This window comes from Metabacillus sp. KUDC1714, from assembly GCF_014217835.1.
GTDB classification, from domain to species: Bacteria; Bacillota; Bacilli; order Bacillales; family Bacillaceae; genus Metabacillus; species Metabacillus rhizosphaerae.
Genome location: NZ_CP055263.1, coordinates 2,017,165 through 2,039,527, shown reverse-complemented (window position 1 = coordinate 2,039,527; position 22,363 = coordinate 2,017,165). Strand labels below are relative to the sequence as shown.

Here is a 22,363-nt window from a genome sequence, read left to right as displayed (position 1 = left end):
CACGACTATATTAAATAGTATCATAGAAAATCATGGTAACACAACAATTTAGACTACAATGAACCTGTGTTTCAATTAATTGATATTATTGATAAATTTCAGGCTTTAAAACTCCGATATAAGGAAGATTTCGATATTTCTCAATATAATCAAGTCCATAGCCAACAACAAATGCGTCTGGAACAGCAAACCCTACATAATCAGCCTCAATATCCGCTTTTCTACCAGTTGGTTTATCAAGCAAAGTCACAATTTTAATTGATTTTGCTTTGCGATAGCGAAACAACTTAACTAAATAGCTTAAAGTTAAACCACTATCAATAATATCTTCAATAATTAAGATATCTCTTCCTTCAACAGAAGTATCTAAATCCTTAATGATCTTTACTTCTCCGGATGATACCGTGGATGTGCCATAGCTTGAAACATCCATAAAGTCCATTTCCAAATATGTATCAATATTCTTTAAAAGATCACCCATAAAAGGCATTGCGCCCTTTAGTACACCTATAGCAAGTGGAAAGCGATCATTATACTCTTCAGTTAGGGCCTTTCCTAACTCCTTCACCTTAGCTTGAATTTGTTCTTCAGTTACTAAAATTTCTTCAATATCTTGTCTCATAAAAGTGTGCCCCCTAGAAGATCATAGCTCCTTATAATGTAATACTACGTATTCATCCACGCTTCCATTTTCAGCTTCAAAAATTGATTTTTTTAAGCCTGGTAACCAAAGGATGTTCCCATCTCCATCTTCTACTATCGGCCATGAATATCGGCTTTGTAATGGTACTTTCTCATCAATAAATATATCTTTTACCTTTTTCCGACCGTTCATGCCCTTCAATTTGATTTTATCTCCCTGTTCTCTTGTTCGAACAATAAGCGGTCCAACTAACGTTTTGGGATTTAAAAGGAATGATTTATTTCCTATAGACTCAATAGAATCATTCTTTATTAATTCACACGTTATTTTATACCCATTTGGAAGTATGATAACGGAAGGGATTTCAAGATCAAAACAGTATTCCTTTACTTCATCTTGTTCAAAAGTAAACAAACAATTTTGATATGATTTAATCACTTTTAGACCGCCTGGGTAATTAAGTGAACCTGAAGGGTGATCTTGAGAGAGTAACGTCAGTAAACTCTCAATATGTATTGAAGATAGTGAAGTTGGAATATTTCCGTATAGATAGTTTAATATTAGTTGAATCCCTCTTCTTTGTAAAGGCAAAGGTAGGCTTTTAAACCTATCAATGTCTATCTCGACAGCTGACGTTTCTTTTCTTTTCAATACTGTATTCATATGTTCCTTCGTTAATACCTGTAAATACGTTTCATCCTCTAATAAGGTTTCACTAAAATACTGAAATCTTTCATGTACCAATGGGTTTTCTTTTTTCAGAAAGGGTAGCACATATTTTCTAAAGCGATTTCTAGTATAAACTGTCTTTTCATTACTCGGGTCAAACCTTGGCATTAATTGTTGATCCCTACAATACGTAAGGATATGTTCTTTTGTATACCCAAGCAAAGGCCTTATGATGTATCCATTATGAAATTTACGTTTTAACTGAATACCTGCAAGTGCCTTTCCTGTACTACCTCTTACCATCCTCATTAAGATCGTTTCGATTTGGTCATCACCGTGATGACCAAGTGCTAAGGAACTTGACTCATACTTATCTAAAACCTCTTTAAAAAAATCATATCTACACTCTCTCGAAGCTACTTGAGAACTTAAATTATGCTTAGTAGCGTACGCAGTTACATCAATTTGCTTTGCTTCACATGTTATTTGATGTTCTCTACAGAAATCGAGCACAAACAGCATTTCCTCTTCTGATTGTACACCTCTAAACATGTGATCAACATGTGCAGCAACTAGCTTTAGGTTCCACTTCTCCTTTATTTTAACTAGTAAATGGAGCAATGCTAAAGAATCTGGTCCTCCCGAAACACCAACAATAACTGTTGAATCCTTTTCAAATAATTGGTGCTTTTGAATAAGGGTATAAAATTTTTCCACCTTTTCTTCCCTCTTTTGCACAAAATCCCTTTTTTATTCACTCTCTATCCTACCATTATTTCTAAAGTAACAACAAAGGAGAAGAATGCGTTCACATATTCATCATATTTATTGAACAAATTTACAGCCATTTCTACATTAAATAGTGATAAGCATATAATGAATAAATGATAAATACTCCTAAAATAATAATAATTGTTTCAAGAAAACCACTCGTTTTTTTTCTCCTTTTTTTTTGCTTTGCCTGTTTTCTTGTTTGGTTAGCTTGAGGGTTTGCGCTTTTTGGTGACTGACTCTTTGCCTTGTTAGGTGTAGCTACTTGGGTTTTATAAGTTTTTGTTCTTGGTTTTACTTTGCTAGTTTCTACAGAAAGCAGATGAACAAAGTCTGTTTTCATTTCTAATGCACTTGTATATTTCCCTAAAAGTGCTTTTTGTAAAACTTGCTTATGTTTAAGCAAGTATGGATGTTGCTCAATTCGTTCAAATAATTGAGATTCCCCATCCACATCTACCTTTTTTGTAAAGCGTTTAGGAAATGATGCATTTATAAGGACCATCGCTACTGAAAAAAGATCGTAAGACGGCTCAGCTTTCCGCGTACCTAACCCCCAATATCCTCGGTCAAAAAACTCTGTGAACTCTTTAATTGATCTTCCTTGCTGTGTCGTACCACCAACATCGATACATCTTATTTTTGGGGGCGGGCCTGAAATTAATAAGTTTTCTGGCTTCAAGTCACCAAAAACCCACCCTTGTTGATGAAGCTTTTCTAGATTAGATAGTAACTGAAGGACCAACACATCTGCCCACACTATTCCTCGTTCTTGAATAAATTCGAGGAAGTTATTACCTTGTACATATTCCATCACATAAAAAGGAAGAATTTTTTGCGAATCTACCTTCCAATCATCTACATCAAGCAAAGAAGGTCCAAGCGAAGTACCTTGGACCTTAGAAAAACGCTTAAGCACATTTACCTCTGAAGTAATCGCCATACTATTTTCACTCAGCTTTAGAGCGACTTTCTTATTTTTACTATCAGCTAAGTATACGTTGCCTGTTGCACCTTTTCCAAGTAGCCTTAAAACGGTGTAATTCTCACCGTTCCACTTACCCCGTACTACAGTACCCGAAGAAAGATTACATACCTGATTCATCGTAGTATTCTTCTTCACTTCTTAATAAATTTCTTAAGGAACGCATCTTCTTAAAATGTTGGATTGCATCTCTTATTGCTGGACCAGTAGGTGTAATACCTCCTGTTGAAAGCTTCGGAAAAATGGACGATAGTGATTCAAGCTTAGGAGTCCAATCAAGGACCTGTTCTACCTCATCCTTTTTCCCAGGAAATACTGATACTGAATATTGATTTTCTCCAATTCTTGAATTAAGGCTAATTGAAAGGTCTAGAAGTGCTTCCTTTACTGTGGGAAGCTTCGGTTTCATGCTTGCACTTGTATCAACTAATACAAGGATTTCTAAACTCACAGTTTCCCCTAGTTCATCTACAACCTCCATTACCTCTCCTCTTTTTTCAGGTGGTAACTCTTCCATTGATGTATGCTTCCCAAGAATTTGCTGGAGCTCCTTATTCACAACTCCTTGAAGTGTTTGTGTCATAGCCTTTCTTGTTACCATTTGTACTGTTTGAGATAACTGATGCGCATATACAATTTGGTGAACGCCACCACCTGACATTGCAATTCCTTCGATTTCCTGTATCGCCTTTTGGTCGATTACGTTCTCTTCTATGACACCAATTACATTTATTGTTATCCCTTGTTCCTGAGCTAATGCAGCCATTGCGATTGGATCTTCCCCATGATTTGAGCAACCGTCAGTAATTAATAAAATTTGCTTTAAATGACCCTTTGCCATATACACCCTCCTAGAGAGACGTCTAATTTTTCAAATTCAATATTCACACTTGACTTAAAAAGATTTGAATTTTCATATTAGTATCATCCTCGCCAGAAGGTAGGGTTTTTATACTCTAGTTTATTCTTAACCTATTTTTTTCTTCGTTACAGGAATACTAGCCCATTTCGGGGTATTGTGCTCAATAGATGACACAACCACCGTCATATCGTCTTCGATTTTCCCAGATCTTGTTCTGATAACTTCTTCCATAATGAGATCTGCAACCTCCTGAGGATCAGTTGTCTTAATCTCATTAATTTTCCGCTTCATCCATAAGTCATAATTCTCAACATGTTTCGGTCCCTCAAAAATACCATCACTCATCATGATAAGAAGATCTCCCGCTTTTAGCTTTTCACCCACAACATCCACGTCAAATTCATCAATAATCCCCATTGGTAGATTACTAGCCTGAATTTGAATTATTTTATCTCCCCTTTTTACAAAGCTTGGAGTGGATCCAATTTTCAAAAATTTACTACTTCCATCTTGAAGATCCACAATTGCGAGATCAAGTGTGGAGAAAATTTCATCTGTCGTCCTAAGAGATAAAATCGAATTAATCGTTTTAATCGCAACTTTTTCTTCGATCCCCGATTGTAAAATCTTTTGCAGAAGCTTAATTGTTTCATTACTTTCAAAATGGGCTCTTACACCATTCCCCATCCCGTCACTAATCGCAACAGCGTATTTCCCCACCCCTAAATCAATCATAGAATAGCTGTCACCAGATACTAGGCCACCACCCTTTGCTGCATGTGCTACACCAGTTTCAATTCGAAATTTTTTAGCCGATCCAAATGATACATGACAAAACCCATTAGGATAATTAGCACATTCCTCACTTTTCACAATAACAGACTCCTCTAAAATATCAGACAACATCGGTGCAATAATTTTTTCACATTCTCCATGACCATTACAGAATGGAATACTCATTTCAATATCTACATTACCTTGATCTAGGCTATATATATCTACATTTATAATTTCAATTCCGAAGTTTTGTAATGCATCTAGAATTTGTTCTTCCTGTACAAAGTGATTTTCTCGTTCTCTTTTAATTTCCTTCGAAAGATCCTCCATAACATGAGAGACACCCAATAATTGTTCTGCAACCAATCGTCTACTTTCTTGAACTTCTTTTTTAAGCTTTTGATTCGCTTGAAAATAATTAATTTCCTGCTCTATCGCCTCTTCTACTTTATTTGCCTTTGAACAGTGACGCGCAAATTCTTTTTTTACTTTAAGATTGTTTTGGTAAGTATGTTGTTTTGTTTCATGCATAATTGTCTGCATATAATCATAGGTTTTATCAAAGTTCTCAACCCAGCACTTCTCTTTCTTAAAACAATGCTGACAGGTACTTTCAGTTATACTACTTAAAAATAAATCAGTTTCCCTTTGTTCATCATCCGTTTCTTCTTTATCATAAAAAGTCGCAAAACTCTCAGATAATGCATGAAAAACTTGAGAAAATTGATCAACACGGTGAGCTGTAACATCACGTATTTTCCGAACATATTGCTGTTGTTCCTGGGCATGTTCATTCGTACCAGGTATATGTCTCGCAAGTCTCCCTGTTATTGCTTTCGGTGTAACCAGGAATAATAAAATAGCGATCATCGACTCAAGTAAAGTAGTCATTAAGTCCGCTGAGCCTTGTCCATATAATGAGATCAGTACTGAGCCAATTAGCAGCCCAATAGCCGTTCCTATCTTTTGTCCTTCACGCAAAAGGCCACCTAATAAACCTGAGAAAGCCAGTAGACTCATATGATATAAATTTCCTACATTAGCTAAGCTCAAAATCAGTCCAGTAACGACCCCTACTGTACTCCCTATACTTGAGCCTCCTATGAATGCAAACAAGAGAACAATATATCGAGAAAATATATGCTCCGCCTGGAGATTTTGATAAGAAACCCCAACAAGACCTGTCATTACGGATGCTAGTAAAATCATGATGCAAATAATTTCTTCAACCTTTAGTGATTGCTTGTACTTTCGAGCTGATATGAGTGGAATACTTTGAAGAAAAATTAACGTTAATATAAATGATAAACCAGATTCAACTCCTGCCATCATATAATCATATAATGTCAATGAGGATTTCATCGCAAAGGAATAGACAATCCTTGTTATTGCCACAGTCCCAAAGATAATAAAAGGAAGAATTTTCAATTGATCTTTAAACACATATACCGATAGTCTCTTGATTACAAGAAAGCCTATTATTGACATCACAATTATTAAGGAAACCTCTAAGGAAACTGTAGATCCACCAGCAATTAACGATAGACCTGCTAAAAGTGCTTTATCCTTTTTCATGAGTAAGACTGCTCCGAAGAACGGTAATGCGAATGGCAATACCTCCGATAAAATAATAGCTCGTCCTAATAAAAACCCAATCAAAACATACACAAGTCCTTTATGTAAGAGGAAGACCTGTAGTTTAGAAGAAAATCGATGAAAGAATCGATTGACCACTTGATGGGTTTTTGCCATGCCCAAATCCGAAATCGGCTCCATTAACCTTCTTTCCACTTTTTCCATCGTTCATTCCCCCACTAGTTCATTGTTGCTTGTAATTATATCGAAGGTTTGAACAAGATTTTGTCAAATGAAGGTAGTATATTCCAAAAACAGTTCGACTGTTTTTGAAAAATGCGACAAATATCCAAGAGTTTTGAAGTTTTTTATTATGTCTTTCGTCAAAAAGTTATGAATCAAGTGTTAGCTAGTTAGGATTATGTAAGTTAAAGGGGAAAACAAAAAAAGTTGCTAGCATTAGCAACTTTTTGTATGACCCGTACGGGATTCGAACCCGTGTTACCGCCGTGAAAGGGCGGTGTCTTAACCGCTTGACCAACGGGCCGTTTTAATTATTAGAGATTTGATACGAGATGTCAGAGTTTTTTGTATGACATACATTCATCTAACTTTCAACCTCAAATTTCTATTTCTAGAATGGTAGCGGCGGAGGGAGTCGAACCCACGACCTCACGGGTATGAACCGTACGCTCTAGCCAGCTGAGCTACACCGCCATAACATATCTCATCGTCCTCTTCTGAGGCACAAGATATATAATACAATTGAATTCAAAATTCGTCAATACAAAAATTATTTTTTAGGATTTTCAATAAGAAAAGAGCAAGCGCCTTGATCAGACTAAGGCAGGCATAAGACGCTCAGGAATAGAAGACGTTCTTTGTCTTCAATTTCTGAGTGGCTTATGACCTCGAGGGGCTATTCGCTGGAACTGGATGTCATAAGCTTATCCAAAGTTCAATTTTTTTTAATTTCCTAACCGATAAAAAAGGAAAACATCTAGATGATGTTTTCCTTTTACGCAAAATGTATATGAAAGCAGCAAGCTTAACCTCTTCTAGCTCCACGACCACCGCGTTTAGATTCAGTATTGCGCTTCAATGAAGACAAACGATCTTCACTATCTTTTAAGAAACGACTCATTTTTTGTTCAAAGTTTTCTTTGTTATTACTACGGAAATCATTTCCTCTTTGTCTTGGGCGATCTGAATTCCTTGGACGATCTGTGTTTCTTGGACGTTCTGGACGTTCTGAACGCTCTGGGCGCTCTGGGCGCTCTGGACGATCTATTGCTTTTTTAATAGATAGACCAATTTTACCATCGTTCTCAACATTAATAACCTTTACTGTAACCTCGTCTCCGACTTTTAAGTGATCATTAATATCCTTCACATAATTATCGGCAACTTCACTGATGTGTACGAGTCCTGTTGAACCTCCTGGTAGCTCCACAAACGCTCCAAAATTAGTAATTCCCGTCACTTTACCCTGTAACTTGCTGCCAACTTCAATCGACATAAAAATAATGCTCCTCCTTAAACAGATAAAAAATCATTCGAATCTTTATTATATTATACATAAATAAAAAATCGAGTGTCAACAAGGCTAATCTTTTATATTAAAGATGATCTCATCATCATCCGATAAGAAATAGTCTCTTCTTGCAATCTTAGCAATATACTCATCATCATTAAGCTTAACGATCTCTTCTCTTAATATTTTTTCTTCTTTTTCTAATCCGGTCAGTTGTTTTTCAAGATTTTTTAATTCTTCACGCTTTTCCTCTATCGCACTTGATTGGTTGAAAATGGTGGTTACCATAATAACAGAGGAAATAATCACCAAGAGTCCGATCATTACTAACCTTCTAAACAAGCCTCTTTTACGCCTTTTTGAAAGCTGTAGTTGTCTCTCCTGCTGCTGCATATATTGTGATTGTAATTCCGTAATTTTTCTTGATCTTTCGAGACTCATACATACCCTCCTTACTTCTTCTTTATCCGTAGCCACCACGCTTTTATTTTACTAGCTATATTCTTGATTTTTTTACTGAATCCTGCTAAACGCACAATATTTTTTGTAAGAAAGTTCCTAATTGTAAACGGGACAAGCTTCCATAAAATCCGTACAAGAACTCTAACTGGTGCTAATAAAATTTTAACCAAAGAATATAGAATTTGAAAAGCCCATTTTGTTATTCTCCATAAAAAATTTAATGTACCTAGTATAACTACAATGATTAACTGCACTAGACCTACAATTGGTTTCACGAATAAAATATGACAAACCTTTAGCATAAAGCGATAGATGCTGAGGCTTGTCTGAATTAATCGTTCAAGGACACGTATATAAATTCCTTTAAGGAGACTTTGGTAGGCTGCATATCCACATAAAACAGCTAGGAAGATGTAAATTCTTAGTTCTCCTTCATTCACGAGCAGCAATAGATAGAAAAGGATAAGTCCTTGAACAACCCAAAACATAAAGTCATTGATAAAGATCACCCATCTAGCTCTCAATGGTCGCTTTAAAAAGCGACCATATGTATCAAGAGCTACACCGATCCAGCCTCCCATACCGACCATTGCTAACATTGTGTAAAACTGTGTGGTTAGCGTCATTTAAATAACTTGCTAAAGAGCCCTTTAGCTTTCTCCCCATGCTGTTCATCTAAGTAAATAAGATCAAAAATTCTGCTTCCTTTTATTGAAACAATTCCTTTATCTACATCAAGGTTTTTCATCTGAAGATTTTGACCACGAATAGCTAAAGCTCCCATAACTGTATCTAGTAGAAACTCCTCACTGTCAAAGCTTTCTACTTGTTTTACGCCCGTGATCTCTAACATTTTTCTTCCCCTCATGATCACATCATGCTCTTGAATTGTACCTTTATGGACAGACGAATTGTTATCATAGTATTGATTCATGTTTTACCCCCGCATTCTAATAAAGGATTTTCCTCTACATTTGTATGTAAAAAGAATGCGGTTTAGAACAAGCTATACAGAAAAGCGGAAGTGCCTTGGTCAGTCCCGACAAGCATAAGACAATCCATAATAGAAGGCGTTCTTTGCCTTCAATTATGGATTGTCTTATGACTCGAGGGACTAGGCGCTGGAGCTGGACACTTAGAAAAGCGGAAGTGCCTTGGTCAGTCCCGACAAGCACAAGACGATCAGGAATAAAAGGTGTTCTTTACCTTCAATTCCTGATTAGCTTGTGACCTCGAGGGACTAGGCACTGGAGCTGGACACTTAGAAAAGCGGAGACGCCTTACTCTTGATTTACCCTCTCTTCCTTAACGACTCGGTAAAGCTCGGATGCTTCTTCTTTTCTTGTTGTTTCCTTCAAGTCAATAATTTCAACTGTCATTAGTCTTTGACCAAATCGAATTAAGAGCTCATCACCAATTTTCACATTTGAACTAGCTTTACCTGGTATGCCATTAATTGAAATTCTCCCTTGATCTGCAATTTCTTTTGCTAACGTTCTTCTTTTAATTATTCTTGATACTTTTAAAAATTTGTCTAGTCTCATACTTATCCCTCTTTATCCTAGTTTCTTTGCTTCATTCCAATATTTATCCATTTCTTCTAAGGACATGTTTTTTAACTCTATTTGATTTTCAGTCGCTTTTTTTTCTATGTAACGAAAGCGATCGTAAAACTTATTATTAGTTGAAGATAAAGCTTCTTCCGGTTCGATTTTGTAATGCCTTGCCACATTTACGAACGCAAATAGAATGTCACCAAATTCCTTCATCATTAAGAGCTCGTCTCTATTTAAATTAAGTTCTTCTTCAAATTCACTTATTTCTTCTTTTACCTTTTCCCAAGCACCATGAGTAGTAGGCCAATCAAAACCAACCTTTGCAGCCTTTTTCTGCAAGTGATAGGCTTTAGAAAGTGCTGGGAGAGCTGTTGAAACAGAATCAAGAATTGACTCTTCATCTGTAGTATCCTTTTCTTTGCGCTTAATAGCATCCCAATTCATTAAAACTTCATCACTGTCTTGAACAATCGTTTCCCCAAAAACATGTGGATGTCTACGGACCATTTTATCTGAAATTCCTTTAATCACGTCATTAATTGAGAACATCCCATCATCTTCCCCAATTTGAGCATGAAGAACAACTTGTAAAAGGACATCACCTAATTCTTCAACTATATGGTCAATATCCTCCTTCTCAATTGCCTCAAGTAATTCATAGCACTCCTCAATTAGATACTTTTTTAATGAATGATGTGTTTGCTCTTTATCCCACGGGCATCCATTTGGTCCACGTAACTGAGCAATAATTTGACGTAAGGATGTAAATTGATGGTGTAACATTTCTACATTTTTAACTGGCGGTATGTAAACACTTGTTAAATTATTTACACTTGTTTCACGGTCAAGTTCATAAAGCGCAACCTCTTTAATGATCTGTTGACTACTTCCTGCTGCCGTTACTACCACAACTTTATAATCATCAGAAAGTTGCTCCATTAACGTTAGCTTTACTTCTGATGCTACCATTTGATCATAGACCTGCGTAATGATAACATGCCCGTTTAATTGAAGTTGGTCACTTTTTAATGTTAATGCATCAACAAGTTGAAATCCTTCAATTGGGTCAATTTCTAATACCTGAAATGTCGAGTCCAGAAAGCTCTGCCCTCCTTGTACAACAATTGTATAACCCCGCTCTCTTCCCTCAGTCAGTAGAAGCTGTACAGTTTTCTCTGCTACAAGTGGGTGACCTGGTACGGCATAAACAATGTCAGTTTCGGCAGCCTTAGTTAATAAAACTTCGACAATTTTCCTATACACTTCACCAAAATCATCATTCTCTTCATAAATAAAATCAAAAGCTTCATAGGTTATTTCACTATTTAATTCATCAATAATCGGGTGCTCTTTTGTTCGCAAAAATAAATGTTCACTTTTCGTAATCAATTGATATACACCAAAAGGTAATTGGTTTAAGTCACCTGCACCTAAACCAACAATTGTGATTTGTTTAGCCATTTATGATCCTCATTTCTATCATTTTACAAGTTTTTTTACTATCGGAATGTATTGAAGCTCATCACGTGAAAATACGTTTAGTTTTAATATAGCCCATCCATAAAAACCTCCGCCAACCAGTATCCCACTAAAAGATACAACGCTTGCATATAGACGAGTATCCAAGTCAATAAACAAACCTGTAACCATTATAAACATTATTAATATACTGATCATCAAAATGGTTGCGAGACTTATCTTAAACAAACTCTTACCTTGCTTAAATGTATAGCCCTTTACTATCATAAACAAAATAGTTATTAACGCAATTAAACTATAAGAAAACACCGTCGAAATAGCAGCTCCCACTACACCATACTTTGGTACTAGCCAGATATTCATCAAATATTTAACCCCCACACCCACTAAAACGGACAGAGCTGGTAAAAAGGTATAACCTAGCCCCTGTAGAATAGCAAACATTGTTAAGCATAATGAAGTAAACAATATCGATGCACTTAAGATCATTAATACGAAAGAACCCGAGGCATTTGTAAAAAGCATAACATTCGTTGGTTTCATGATTGCGATTAGCCCTGCTGATGCACCTGCACCAATGACAATACAAATTTTTAAAGAAAGATTTAGCTTATCTTGAATTAATTTAAAATTATTTTGAGCCTTTGCACTTCCAATAAGAGGAACAAGTGACAATGCTAAAGACGTAGCAACAACAGTTCCTAATTGAATAAGAGGTTGTCCACGATCATATACTCCCTTAGTTTCTTTCGCTAAAACCTCTCCCATTCCTTCTCCGATTAAAAGAGAATATAGATTGAGTGCATCAATGAGTTGAATAAAAATAAGCAGTAAGCTACTTAAACCGATTGTTAAACTATACTTTATTAAGGAGGCTAGGATTTTCAATGTGTGAATAGGTGCTGAAATATTCCATCTCATTAGCTCCTGCTGTTCTTTTCTCCAAAAAATTAGCAACATCATGAAGGCCGCGAGACTCCCAACAATTGATCCTACTAACGCTCCAAAACCCGCTTCATAAAGATTATAGCCAGCCCTTATCATTAAATAAGAGCTTATTAAAATACACGATACCCTAATTCCTTGCTCAATAACCTGTGAAACTGCAGTTGGATGCATATTTTGCTCTGACTGAAAGTACCCTCTGAATAACGAGACGAAAGGTACAATAATAAATGAAATTGATGTTACTTTAATGAGCGCCGTTAAGTGTGAATCCCCCATAATAGCAGCTATTTCATCAGAAGATATGTATAAAAAGATAGATAAAATAAGACCAAATACTGTTAAATATAAAAAGGTTATTGTCATAATTTTCGATCGGATTTGCACAGACTTTCCATATCCATAATCTGTCATTACCTTCGAGATCAATACTGGAAATCCTGAGGTTGCTAAGATCACACTCATACCATAAAAGGGGTAAACTTGTTGGTAAATATAAAAGCCGATATCTCCTACTATGTTTTGATATGGAACACGATATGCAGCGCTTAATATTTTTGTAATTAATCCCGCAATCGTTAGGACAACTGCACCCTGCATAGCCAGATTAATACTATTCTTTTGGACGTTCATGTCCATCTCCTCTCAAAAATCCTTTAGCAGTATTATATAAAAGCGGAAGCGCCTTGAACAGACTTATGACCTAAGAGGGTCTAGGCGCTGGAGCTAGACACCAAAACTAAGTAAGAAAAATTATAAATTCAGTTACGTTAAAAAAGGGTAGCGAATTCGCTACCCTTTTTAATTTAAGGATCACTGTTCCATTTGACGGGCTAAAAATCCTGAAGCTGTCTCGACAGCCTTATGTTCAACTTCTCCAATCGACTGTTCTCTGGAAAAGATAATAACAGCGCCAATTGGATCACCGTTTGCGACAATCGGGCCAATTGTATATGATTTGATCTCTTCACTCACTCCATCGATAATCTGAGTTTCGCCACCATCTGTTTGCAAAACAGAACTTCTATCTTCCATTACCTTCTCGACAATCTCACCTATGTTCTTATTTAGGTAATCCTTTTTAGAACCACCAGATACAGCAATAAATGTATCTCTATCACAGATTAAAACTGGATGACCTAAACTATCGTAAAGGGCATCTGCGTATTCCTTAGAAAAGTCGCTTAGTTCGCTAATAGGTGAATATTTTTTTAATATTACCTCACCATCTCGATCCACAAAAATCTCTAGAGGATCCCCTTCACGAATTCGAAGTGTTCTCCGAATTTCCTTTGGAATAACTACGCGACCTAAATCATCAATGCGACGAACAATACCAGTTGCTTTCATCTTATGTTGCCTCACTTTCATCGGATGATAGGAAAAAAGATGATTGTTTTATTTCCTGTTCATTGGCAAATTGAGTTGTAATCAACTCTTACCTTCTGATTAAATGTTTTTATTAAAAAACTTTCTGACAGGAGCTTGCTTTTTATGTAACAATCACCATTTGTTGAAATTAGTATCCTTCACAAGAGATGTAATATACATCATGAAAGTGATTTTTTAACATTTTAAATGAAGCAGCAACTAATAAGCCTTTCCTTAAACTATTCCTACTAAACCTTAATTTAGGGTCATTTCCTCTTTTTTCACTTGTGCTAAGCCATTAAGTAACTCATTAATAATATCTAACCATTTTGGGACAGCCAGTCCTTTTGTAGCAATAGTTAGCTTCAGTCTGCTACCATCCATACCTAGTCCTACGATTCGGTTATATCTATTGCTTAATTCAAAAAGCCTATGACCATCAATTTTATTACTTGCTCCCTCTTCGATCAGTATATTAATTACATCTTTATCTTGCTTAATAAGCTCCACTCTCTCTTGAATAGCAAATACCTTTATTCGTGCTATTTGGAACAAGTAAGAAACCTCAACTGGATATTCTCCGAATCTGTCAATGATTTCTTCTTGTAGCTCTTCTAATTCTTCAAGCGATGTAATAGCTCTAAAACGCTTATACATATCAATTTTTTGACGACCATCTGTAATATACTCTTGTGGTAAATAAGCATCCACCTGCAGGTCAATTTCAACCTCGATTGCTTTTTCTTTTGTTGGATCTGTTTGCCTTTCTTCAATTGCTTCTTTTAGCATTTGTGAATAAAGGTCAAATCCAACTGAATCGATAAACCCGTGCTGTTGGGCTCCTAACAAATTACCCGCACCCCTAATTGATAGATCACGCATCGCAATTTTAAATCCAGAGCCCAATTCTGTAAATTCTTTAATAGCTTGTAGCCTTTTTTCAGCTACTTCTGTTAGAACCTTATCTTTTCTATGTGTGAAATAAGCATAAGCAACACGATTTGAACGCCCAACCCTACCTCTGAGCTGATAAAGCTGTGATAAACCCATCTTATCGGCATCATTTACAATTAATGTATTTACATTTGGAATATCTACACCAGTCTCAATAATTGTCGTACTGACGAGAACATCAAACTCACCTTCAAGGAAATTGAGCATAACAGATTCTAGTTCATTTTCTGTCATTTTACCATGGGCATATGTAACCCTAGCATCAGGTACAAGCATAGAAATTTCTTCTGCCTTTCTTTCAATATCCTCAACCCTGTTATATAAAAAGAAAACTTGACCGCCACGTGCCATTTCTCGTTCAATTGATTCTCTTACAAGAGCACCATTGTATTCAACAACATATGTTTGCACTGGAAAACGATTTTCAGGCGGTGTTTCAATAACAGATAAATCTCGAACCCCTAGCATTGACATATGTAAAGTTCTAGGAATTGGAGTAGCGGTTAATGTTAGTACATCAACATTTGACTTTAACTGCTTTATCTTCTCTTTGTGTGTTACACCAAAACGTTGCTCTTCATCTATTATAAGTAATCCTAAATCTTTATATAAAACATCTTTTGATAATAGTCTGTGCGTACCGATAACCATATCTACTGTTCCATTACTAAGCCCTTTTTTCGTTTCGTTAATTTCTTTCCTAGATCTAAAGCGACTTAGCAGACCTACCTTTATTGGATACTCTTGAAACCGCTCACGAACTGTCTCAAAATGCTGTTGTGCCAGGATTGTTGTTGGAACTAACAAAGCGACCTGCTTTCCATCAGCAATGGCTTTAAACGCTGCTCTTATTGCAACTTCTGTTTTCCCATAACCAACATCACCACATAGAAGTCGGTCCATTGGACGTAGGCGCTCCATGTCCTTCTTAATTTCTTGAATAGAGCGAATCTGGTCCTCTGTTTCTTGATACGGAAAGGCTAACTCAAATTCCTTCTGCATTTCCCCATCAGGTGAAAACGCATACCCTTCACTCGCCTCACGCTCTGCATATAGCTTAATTAAATCATCGGCTATATCTTGTACAGATGATTCTACTTTCTTCTTAACTCTACGCCAGTCACTTCCACCAAGCTTGTAAATCTTTGGTTCTTTACCTTCTGATCCTACATACTTTTGTACTTGGTCTATTTGCTCAACCGGTACATATAATTGATCGCTACCTTGATATCTAATATTTAAATAATCTTTATGAATTCCATTAATCTCAAGTGTTTCAATACCGAGATATTTACCTATCCCATGATTAACATGAACGACATAATCACCAATCTCCAATTCGGAATAGCTCTTTATTCGTTCAGCATTAGAAAGCTTCTGCCTTCTAACCTGTTTTTTAACTCTTTTTTTGAAAAGCTCCTCTTCAGTGATCACAGCAAGCTTTTGCATAGGTAGCTCGAAACCAGTCTGAAGGTCTCCTTCGATAATGCAAACTTTCCCGCTAACTAATGCTTCCTTATCACCTAGTATAGTTGCGTTTATTTCATAGTCCTCTAAAACTTGTTCTAACTTTTTAGTACGTTCCTCGTTAACCCCTAAAAATACAACAGCATAATTTGATTTTTTCCAACGATCAAGTTCATTTTTTAAAACATTCATCTGACCGTGAAAGTTTTGCATTTGCTTACATGATAAATTTAAGATATTTTGGGGGCTTGTATAAGGGACATGCCTTAAGAATAATGATAGATAGATTAAGGGATGCTTGGATTTTGTCACAACATCCACATAGGAATGTGACATTTTAACATCTTGAAAAATCTTTCCATCTTCAAGTAGACTTGTATACCATTCAGCCTCTTCTCTGTCTAACTGGTCATATGTTTCATGAATTCTACTTATTTCATCAAGGATTACAATAGAGTTATCTGAAAAATAATCTAGTAAACTAGTAGGCTTATCATAGATAAGCGAGGAATATTTAAAGATATCTTGGCTAAATTGCCCATTACGCAGGCGTTCCAAATCATATTGAATATTTTCAATAAGTAATTCCTTTTGCTGTTCGTTTTTCATTTTTTTTAGACTTTTTGCTAAACCGAATTCGACTGCTTGTATGCTTCTAGCTTTAGAATCTTCATTTACAATCATTTCAATTGCAGGTCCAATAGAAATCTCATTCAGCATATGTATCGAACGTTGATCATCAATATTAAATGAACGAATGGAGTCAATCTCCGTATCAAACAGTTCTATGCGAAGTGCATTTTCTTCGGTTAGAGGGTAAATATCAATTATGCCACCTCGAACACTAAATTCTCCCGGTGAGCTAACCATATCAGTTCTTTCGTAGCCAAGTGAAATAAACTGTTGAATATATTCCTCTAGATCAATATCTTGTCCTAGTGTCAATTTCAACTGCTTATCTTTCCAAATCTCTGTAGGTGGAAGCAAGCGTCTAACCCCTGCCACTGGTGCGACAATGATTGAACGCTTCCCTTCAGCAAGTCTATTAAGAACCTCAATTCTTTGAGCCTTTAGCTCTGGACTAGCAATGGCAATTTCAGATGCAATTAAATCATTCACAGGATATAGATAAACATCTTCCACTATTAAGTGGACTAAATCCTCATATATTTTTTGAGCTTGGTAAAGGTTATGTGTGACAATTAACACTGATTTCTTTAAATCATTATAAAGAGCTGCAGTAAAAACTGTTCTCGCTGAACCAGACAAACCAGCTACAAGTTGTTCCTTTAATCCTTCTTCGATTCCTGAAACGATTGTTTTAAAATCGTCTGTATCATAAAAGTATTGTTGCAAACTATTCAAGCTAAAGCCCCTCCTCTCAAAATAAATTCATAGATTCATCTATTATCAGGTTATTGGTTTTAAAATTCGTACTGATACTTATGTTTACACGTACTTACCCATCATGAAAAGTCAAAACAGAAAAATGCTTTGGGGTTGCACCCAAAGCTCTTACTGAATAAAACTCTCATATTGGTGTAAATCTGGATTTCTATTTAGAGCATCCTGACAATCCTCACAAATTGTTTTTATGTGAATATCACCATTTTGCTGGTAAGTGATCATCTCTTGACGTTCATCATTTGTTAAATGATCAAACCCTAGCTGTTCGCTTGAAACAGAGATATTATCAATGCTTCCTACATTCACACCACAGTGTCTACAATGATAATGCAGAGCCATAATTGCCTCCCCTAAAAAGGTTTGTTTTAGTCCTAGTATGTACCTTTTAGAGGCTCAATATACATGTATTAAATGCGCTCTATAGCTTTTCTTAATTATATTCATTCATAACTTGGGTGAAAGAGGTTGATAACCATTTTTCACATGCATTTGCTGAACGTTCAATTGCTTCAATTATCCCCTGAGCTTCATCGGAAGAAAATCGGCTTAATACATAATCTGAAATTTTCATTCCATTTGCCGGACGATCAATACCTACACGGATCCGATTAAATTCTTGTGTCGCTAAGTGTAGAATCATTGATTTAATCCCATTATGACCTCCAGCACTACCTTTTGTTCTTAATCGAATTTTTCCAACAGGTAGGTCAAGGTCATCGTAAATAACGACTAGTTCGTCATCATTTATTTCATAATAATCCATCAAAGGTCGAATGCATTCCCCTGACAAATTCATGTATGTAAGTGGTTTTAATAATATGACTTTCTCTCCTGAAATATGCCCCATTCCGTATAGCCCATTAAACTTGTGACGATCAAGAGGGATAGATAACTCTTCTGAAAGCCTATCTATTATCATAAAACCTACATTGTGTCTTGTTTGATCATACTCTTTCCCAGGGTTACCTAACCCGACTATGAGTTTCATAACTAGAAACCCTCCCAACACAAATCATATTAGAAAAGCGCAAGCGCCCGTTTAGCGACGAGAAACAAGAGCACTCCGTATGAGATAAAGGACCTTTACGGGCAGTTATCATTTACTGCTCGTTAAGATGCGGCAAAGGAAACACGAAGAGCACGAGCGTTCGATGTTGACTTACCGTATAAGGAGTGTGAAGTTCACTAGGCGCTGGAGCTAGCCACCAAAACTAAGTGAAAAGATTTAATACCTTGTTATTACTTAAAAAGCATCTGACCTTATTATATACTTATCATTAAACTTTTACATTTTATTTTCAATTATTGAGACTATTTATATAACAATAGCACAAAAGTGGATTCCTCAAAAGTAAAGTGTCAGCCCTTACCAATGGCTTTTTTAAAGAGAAAAATGAATTCTCTCTAAAAACATTTGGTTACAGACTGACACTATATATTAAATATGCATTTTCTATCTAGTATTACTCAGCGTTATGCTCACGACCCTCTTCATTTTCAGGAGTTCCAGCTTCTTGCTCTTCTCCACTATCAATTTCTGCTTCTTGTTGAGGTGGGAGAACGGATGCAATAACCTGTTCTTCATCTTGCACGAAAGAATAGTTCCCGTTATTTGGAATATCCTTTATCAATAGTGTCTCATTTACTCCAAGGTTCGTAATATCAACATCAATCGTCTGTGGAATCTTCCCTGGTTTCGCAGTGATTGTTACTTCATGAAGAGGTTGCTGTAAAACACCACCATCCTTCACTCCTAGAGCTTCGCCTGTTAAGTGAATCGGCACTTCAACTTGTACATCTGATTTCATGTCCACTATATGAAAATCCGCATGAACAATTTCATTTTTTAATGGGTCTTTTTGCATATCATAGAGCATAACTGCATGTGATGATCCATTAACATCTAGAGTAATAATTGAATTCTTACCTTCTTCTCTCAATGTCTTAATTAGTTCAATACTATCTAACGCTACTGATTTATTTTCTGAAGCCTTTCCGTAAATAACCGCGGGTACTTTTCCTGATTCACGAATTTTTCTTTTAGCTGAGTTTGTGAATTCCGTTCTTTCAGTTGCTTGTAATGTTGTCATATTAACACCTTCCTAACGAATTTTGCCTATATCTATTGTTTGCCCATAACAGGGGAGGTATAAACATTTTTTTAAGAAAGGCGATTAGAAAAGCGTAAGCGCCTTGATCAGCGACGTAGAAAAAAGAGCACTCCGTATGAGATAAAGTAAGACTCCCATCAGGGTTTTTCTGATGTATAGCGAGACTTATCGGACTTTTAAGGGGAGTTCTTTCATTTAGTGCCCGTTAAGGTGCGCAAAGGAAACACGAAGAGCACGAGCGTTCGATGTTGACTTAGCGTATAAGGAGGGTGGATTTCACTAGTCGCTAGGCGTTGGACCTGGATTTCAAAGCGCTATCCACGGTAGAAGACTTTTAAAAAATAAAACAAAAAAGCCTAACCTTAAGCAAAACTTCTCAGGTGAATTGTATAGTTCCCTCACCTGAAAAACGTTTAAGATTAGGCTTCAATTATATTAATCGAAAAGTAAACTTACAGATTGTTTTTCATGTACACGTATGATAGCTTCACCAATTAATGGAGCCACAGATAATTCAACTAATTTATCAATACGCTTCTCTTCAGGTAATGCAATTGAATTTGTAACAACTAGTTCTTTAATTTTAGAATTTTGAATACGCTCAATAGCTGGACCAGATAAAACTGGATGTGTGCAACAAGCATATACCTCTTTTGCGCCATTTTCAACAAGCGCGTTAGCTGCTAGAGTAATCGTTCCTGCTGTGTCGATAATATCATCGATTAGGATGGCTGTTTTCCCTTCGATATTACCAACAATATTCATCACTTCAACAACATTAGGTCTTGGGCGTCTTTTGTCAATAATCGCAATAGGAGCTTTTAGCTTATCTGCTAATTTACGAGCACGTGTAACACCACCATGATCCGGGGAAACAATGACAATATCATCTAATTTCTTACCCAGGAAATACTCTCCTAAAATTGGAACTCCCATAAGATGATCGATTGGTATATCAAAGAATCCTTGAATTTGTGGTGCATGTAGATCAAGCGTGATAACACGAGTTGATCCTGCTGTTTCTATTAGGTTTGCCACAAGCTTAGCTGTAATTGGCTCTCTAGCTCTTGCTTTACGATCTTGTCTCGCATAACCATAGTAAGGAATAACGAGGTTAATCGTTTTGGCTGATGCACGCTTTAAAGCATCTATCATAATTAATAGCTCCATTAAGTGCTCGTTGACAGGACCACTTGTTGATTGGATAATATAAACATCACAACCACGAATACTTTCTTCGATATTAATTTGAATTTCTCCATCACTAAAGCGAGTTACAGAACTCTTCCCTAAATCAACCCCAACAATTTCAGCAATTTCTTGTGCTAAAGCAGGATTAGAGTTTAGCGTAAATATTTTTAAATTAGAATCTCCATAGCGATTAGACATGGTAAAGTGAAAACCTCCATTAGGAATTTTTATTATTTAAACGATCGACATAATTCTCTTTATTTACTTGTCTTGATCGCGCAACCGATAACGCCTTTTCTGGTACATCATTTGTAACTGTTGATCCAGCGGCAACATATGCTCCTTTACCGATTGTTACAGGGGCAACTAAGTTAGAATTACAACCTATAAAAGCTCCATCTTCAATCTTTGTTAAAAACTTATTTTTACCGTCATAATTAACAGTAATAGATCCACATCCAAGATTTACATCTGCACCAACTTCAGCATCTCCAATATAGCTTAAATGTGATGCTTTACTTCCTTTACCCATTGTCGATTTTTTGATTTCAACGAAGTTCCCAATTTTCACTTCATCAGAAATAGTAGATGAAGGACGAATGTGCGCAAATGGCCCAATTGCAACACTATTACCAATATGACTATCATGGGCAACAGATTGGCGGATTGTTGTTTCATTTTGAACTGTGCAATTTTTTATTTCTGAATTTGGACCAATAATGCAATTTTCACCGATTACAGTTTCACCAATAATCATTGTTCCGGGATAGATAACTGTATCACGTCCAATTACGGCATCTGCTGAAATATACGTGTGATCAGGATCAATTAACGATACACCATTTCTCATATGCTCTTTATTGATGCGTTGCTTCATAATTTTTTCTGCCTGTGATAACGCAATACGATCGTTTACTCCCAAAGTTTCATCAAAAGAAGCTGTTTGATAAGCTGAAACGATCTTTCCTTCTTTTTGGAGAATTTCAATTACATCTGGTAGATAATATTCTCCTTGAACATTATCATTCGATACATTTGATAATGCTTTAAATAATTCTTTATTATCAAAGCAATATGTACCTGTATTAATTTCCGGAATACCTCGTTCTAATTCAGTTGCATCTTTATGCTCAACTATTTTTTCTACTGTCCCCATTTCATTCCGAACGATGCGACCATAGCCAGTTGGATCATCGGCTTTTGCAGTTAAGATCGTTGCCATTGCATTTGTTTCTTGGTGATGAGTTAATAAAGAATTAAGAGTGTCTGGTGTGATAAGGGGCGTATCACCGCAAATAACAATCGTTGTTCCTTCTTCATTCTCTAAGTATGATGCAGCTTGCATAACAGCATGAGCAGTCCCTAACTGTTCACTTTGCAAAGCATACTCACTAACATCTCCAAGTTCAGATTTTACTATTTCAGCCCCATGCCCAACTACAGTAACAATCTTTGCTAAATCTAATTTAGATACATGATCTAAAACATGCTGTACCATTGGTTTTCCACAAACAGGATGTAGAACTTTATATAGTGAAGATTTCATTCGTGTGCCTTGACCAGCAGCTAAAATAACTGCGAACCGATTATCCATTTACTAGGCC

At 36.2% G+C, this 22,363-nt stretch carries 19 protein-coding genes and 2 tRNA genes; all 21 read right to left on the bottom strand.

Annotation, left to right across the window (positions count from 1 at the left end):
* Window positions 1–85: 85 nt before the first annotated feature.
* On the bottom strand, window positions 86–622 hold the full coding sequence (hpt, locus tag HUW50_RS09595) for a hypoxanthine phosphoribosyltransferase (RefSeq protein ID WP_066333434.1): 537 nt from the start codon (window positions 620–622) through the stop codon (window positions 86–88).
* Between the two features lie 21 nt (window positions 623–643).
* Window positions 644–2,029 carry a tRNA lysidine(34) synthetase TilS gene (gene tilS / locus HUW50_RS09590; RefSeq protein ID WP_066333436.1) on the bottom strand — a complete coding sequence of 462 codons (1,386 nt, stop codon included), beginning with the start codon at window positions 2,027–2,029 and terminating at the stop codon, window positions 644–646.
* Window positions 2,030–2,162: 133 nt separating this feature from the next.
* Complete coding sequence (locus HUW50_RS09585; protein WP_066333448.1) at window positions 2,163–3,188, bottom strand: protein kinase domain-containing protein; 1,026 nt, start codon at window positions 3,186–3,188, stop codon at window positions 2,163–2,165.
* Window positions 3,172–3,909, bottom strand: a complete 738-nt coding sequence (locus HUW50_RS09580; protein WP_066333453.1) for a VWA domain-containing protein — start codon at window positions 3,907–3,909, stop codon at window positions 3,172–3,174. Before HUW50_RS09580 ends, HUW50_RS09585 begins: the two co-directional genes overlap by 17 nt.
* A gap of 126 nt (window positions 3,910–4,035) precedes the next feature.
* Window positions 4,036–6,507 (bottom strand): stage II sporulation protein E, encoded by a 2,472-nt coding sequence (gene spoIIE / locus HUW50_RS09575; protein ID WP_066333458.1) that lies wholly within the window; start codon window positions 6,505–6,507, stop codon window positions 4,036–4,038.
* Window positions 6,508–6,757: 250 nt separating this feature from the next.
* Window positions 6,758–6,829 (bottom strand) — tRNA-Glu (locus tag HUW50_RS09570).
* 93 nt (window positions 6,830–6,922) lie between these two features.
* Window positions 6,923–6,999: transfer RNA gene (locus tag HUW50_RS09565), tRNA-Met, on the bottom strand.
* Window positions 7,000–7,330: 331 nt separating this feature from the next.
* A complete protein-coding gene (locus HUW50_RS09560) occupies window positions 7,331–7,801 on the bottom strand; it encodes a S1 domain-containing RNA-binding protein (RefSeq protein ID WP_066333461.1) in 471 nt (156 codons plus the stop codon).
* 87 nt (window positions 7,802–7,888) lie between these two features.
* Window positions 7,889–8,257, bottom strand: a complete 369-nt coding sequence (locus HUW50_RS09555; protein ID WP_066333464.1) for an FtsB family cell division protein — start codon at window positions 8,255–8,257, stop codon at window positions 7,889–7,891.
* A gap of 11 nt (window positions 8,258–8,268) precedes the next feature.
* Window positions 8,269–8,904 (bottom strand): spore cortex biosynthesis protein YabQ, encoded by a 636-nt coding sequence (yabQ, locus tag HUW50_RS09550; RefSeq protein WP_066333466.1) that lies wholly within the window; start codon window positions 8,902–8,904, stop codon window positions 8,269–8,271.
* A complete protein-coding gene (yabP, locus tag HUW50_RS09545; protein ID WP_066333471.1) occupies window positions 8,901–9,212 on the bottom strand; it encodes a sporulation protein YabP in 312 nt (103 codons plus the stop codon). Before yabP ends, yabQ begins: the two co-directional genes overlap by 4 nt.
* A gap of 346 nt (window positions 9,213–9,558) precedes the next feature.
* Window positions 9,559–9,822: an RNA-binding S4 domain-containing protein gene (locus tag HUW50_RS09540; RefSeq protein ID WP_066333476.1), complete on the bottom strand. Its 264-nt coding sequence runs from the start codon at window positions 9,820–9,822 to the stop codon at window positions 9,559–9,561.
* A gap of 12 nt (window positions 9,823–9,834) precedes the next feature.
* On the bottom strand, window positions 9,835–11,295 hold the full coding sequence (locus tag HUW50_RS09535; protein WP_066333478.1) for a bifunctional methyltransferase/pyrophosphohydrolase YabN: 1,461 nt from the start codon (window positions 11,293–11,295) through the stop codon (window positions 9,835–9,837).
* An 18-nt stretch (window positions 11,296–11,313) separates the two neighbouring features.
* Entirely contained in the window at window positions 11,314–12,891 is a 1,578-nt protein-coding gene (locus HUW50_RS09530; RefSeq protein ID WP_185653864.1) for a putative polysaccharide biosynthesis protein, read from the bottom strand.
* A 180-nt stretch (window positions 12,892–13,071) separates the two neighbouring features.
* Window positions 13,072–13,608, bottom strand: coding sequence for a stage V sporulation protein T (gene spoVT / locus HUW50_RS09525; RefSeq protein WP_066333486.1), 537 nt, complete (start codon window positions 13,606–13,608; stop codon window positions 13,072–13,074).
* A gap of 276 nt (window positions 13,609–13,884) precedes the next feature.
* A complete protein-coding gene (gene mfd, locus HUW50_RS09520; RefSeq protein WP_066333492.1) occupies window positions 13,885–17,415 on the bottom strand; it encodes a transcription-repair coupling factor in 3,531 nt (1,176 codons plus the stop codon).
* 150 nt (window positions 17,416–17,565) lie between these two features.
* Entirely contained in the window at window positions 17,566–17,796 is a 231-nt protein-coding gene (locus HUW50_RS09515; RefSeq protein ID WP_066333502.1) for an anti-sigma-F factor Fin, read from the bottom strand.
* Between the two features lie 91 nt (window positions 17,797–17,887).
* On the bottom strand, window positions 17,888–18,445 hold the full coding sequence (pth, locus tag HUW50_RS09510) for an aminoacyl-tRNA hydrolase (protein WP_066333505.1): 558 nt from the start codon (window positions 18,443–18,445) through the stop codon (window positions 17,888–17,890).
* A 475-nt stretch (window positions 18,446–18,920) separates the two neighbouring features.
* The gene (locus tag HUW50_RS09505; RefSeq protein WP_066333508.1) at window positions 18,921–19,547 is read right to left on the bottom strand and encodes a 50S ribosomal protein L25/general stress protein Ctc; all 627 of its coding nucleotides are present in this window, start codon (window positions 19,545–19,547) and stop codon (window positions 18,921–18,923) included.
* Window positions 19,548–20,003: 456 nt separating this feature from the next.
* Window positions 20,004–20,957 (bottom strand): ribose-phosphate diphosphokinase, encoded by a 954-nt coding sequence (locus HUW50_RS09500; RefSeq protein ID WP_066333511.1) that lies wholly within the window; start codon window positions 20,955–20,957, stop codon window positions 20,004–20,006.
* A gap of 19 nt (window positions 20,958–20,976) precedes the next feature.
* Window positions 20,977–22,353 (bottom strand): bifunctional UDP-N-acetylglucosamine diphosphorylase/glucosamine-1-phosphate N-acetyltransferase GlmU, encoded by a 1,377-nt coding sequence (gene glmU / locus HUW50_RS09495; RefSeq protein ID WP_066333513.1) that lies wholly within the window; start codon window positions 22,351–22,353, stop codon window positions 20,977–20,979.
* Window positions 22,354–22,363 lie beyond the last annotated feature (10 nt).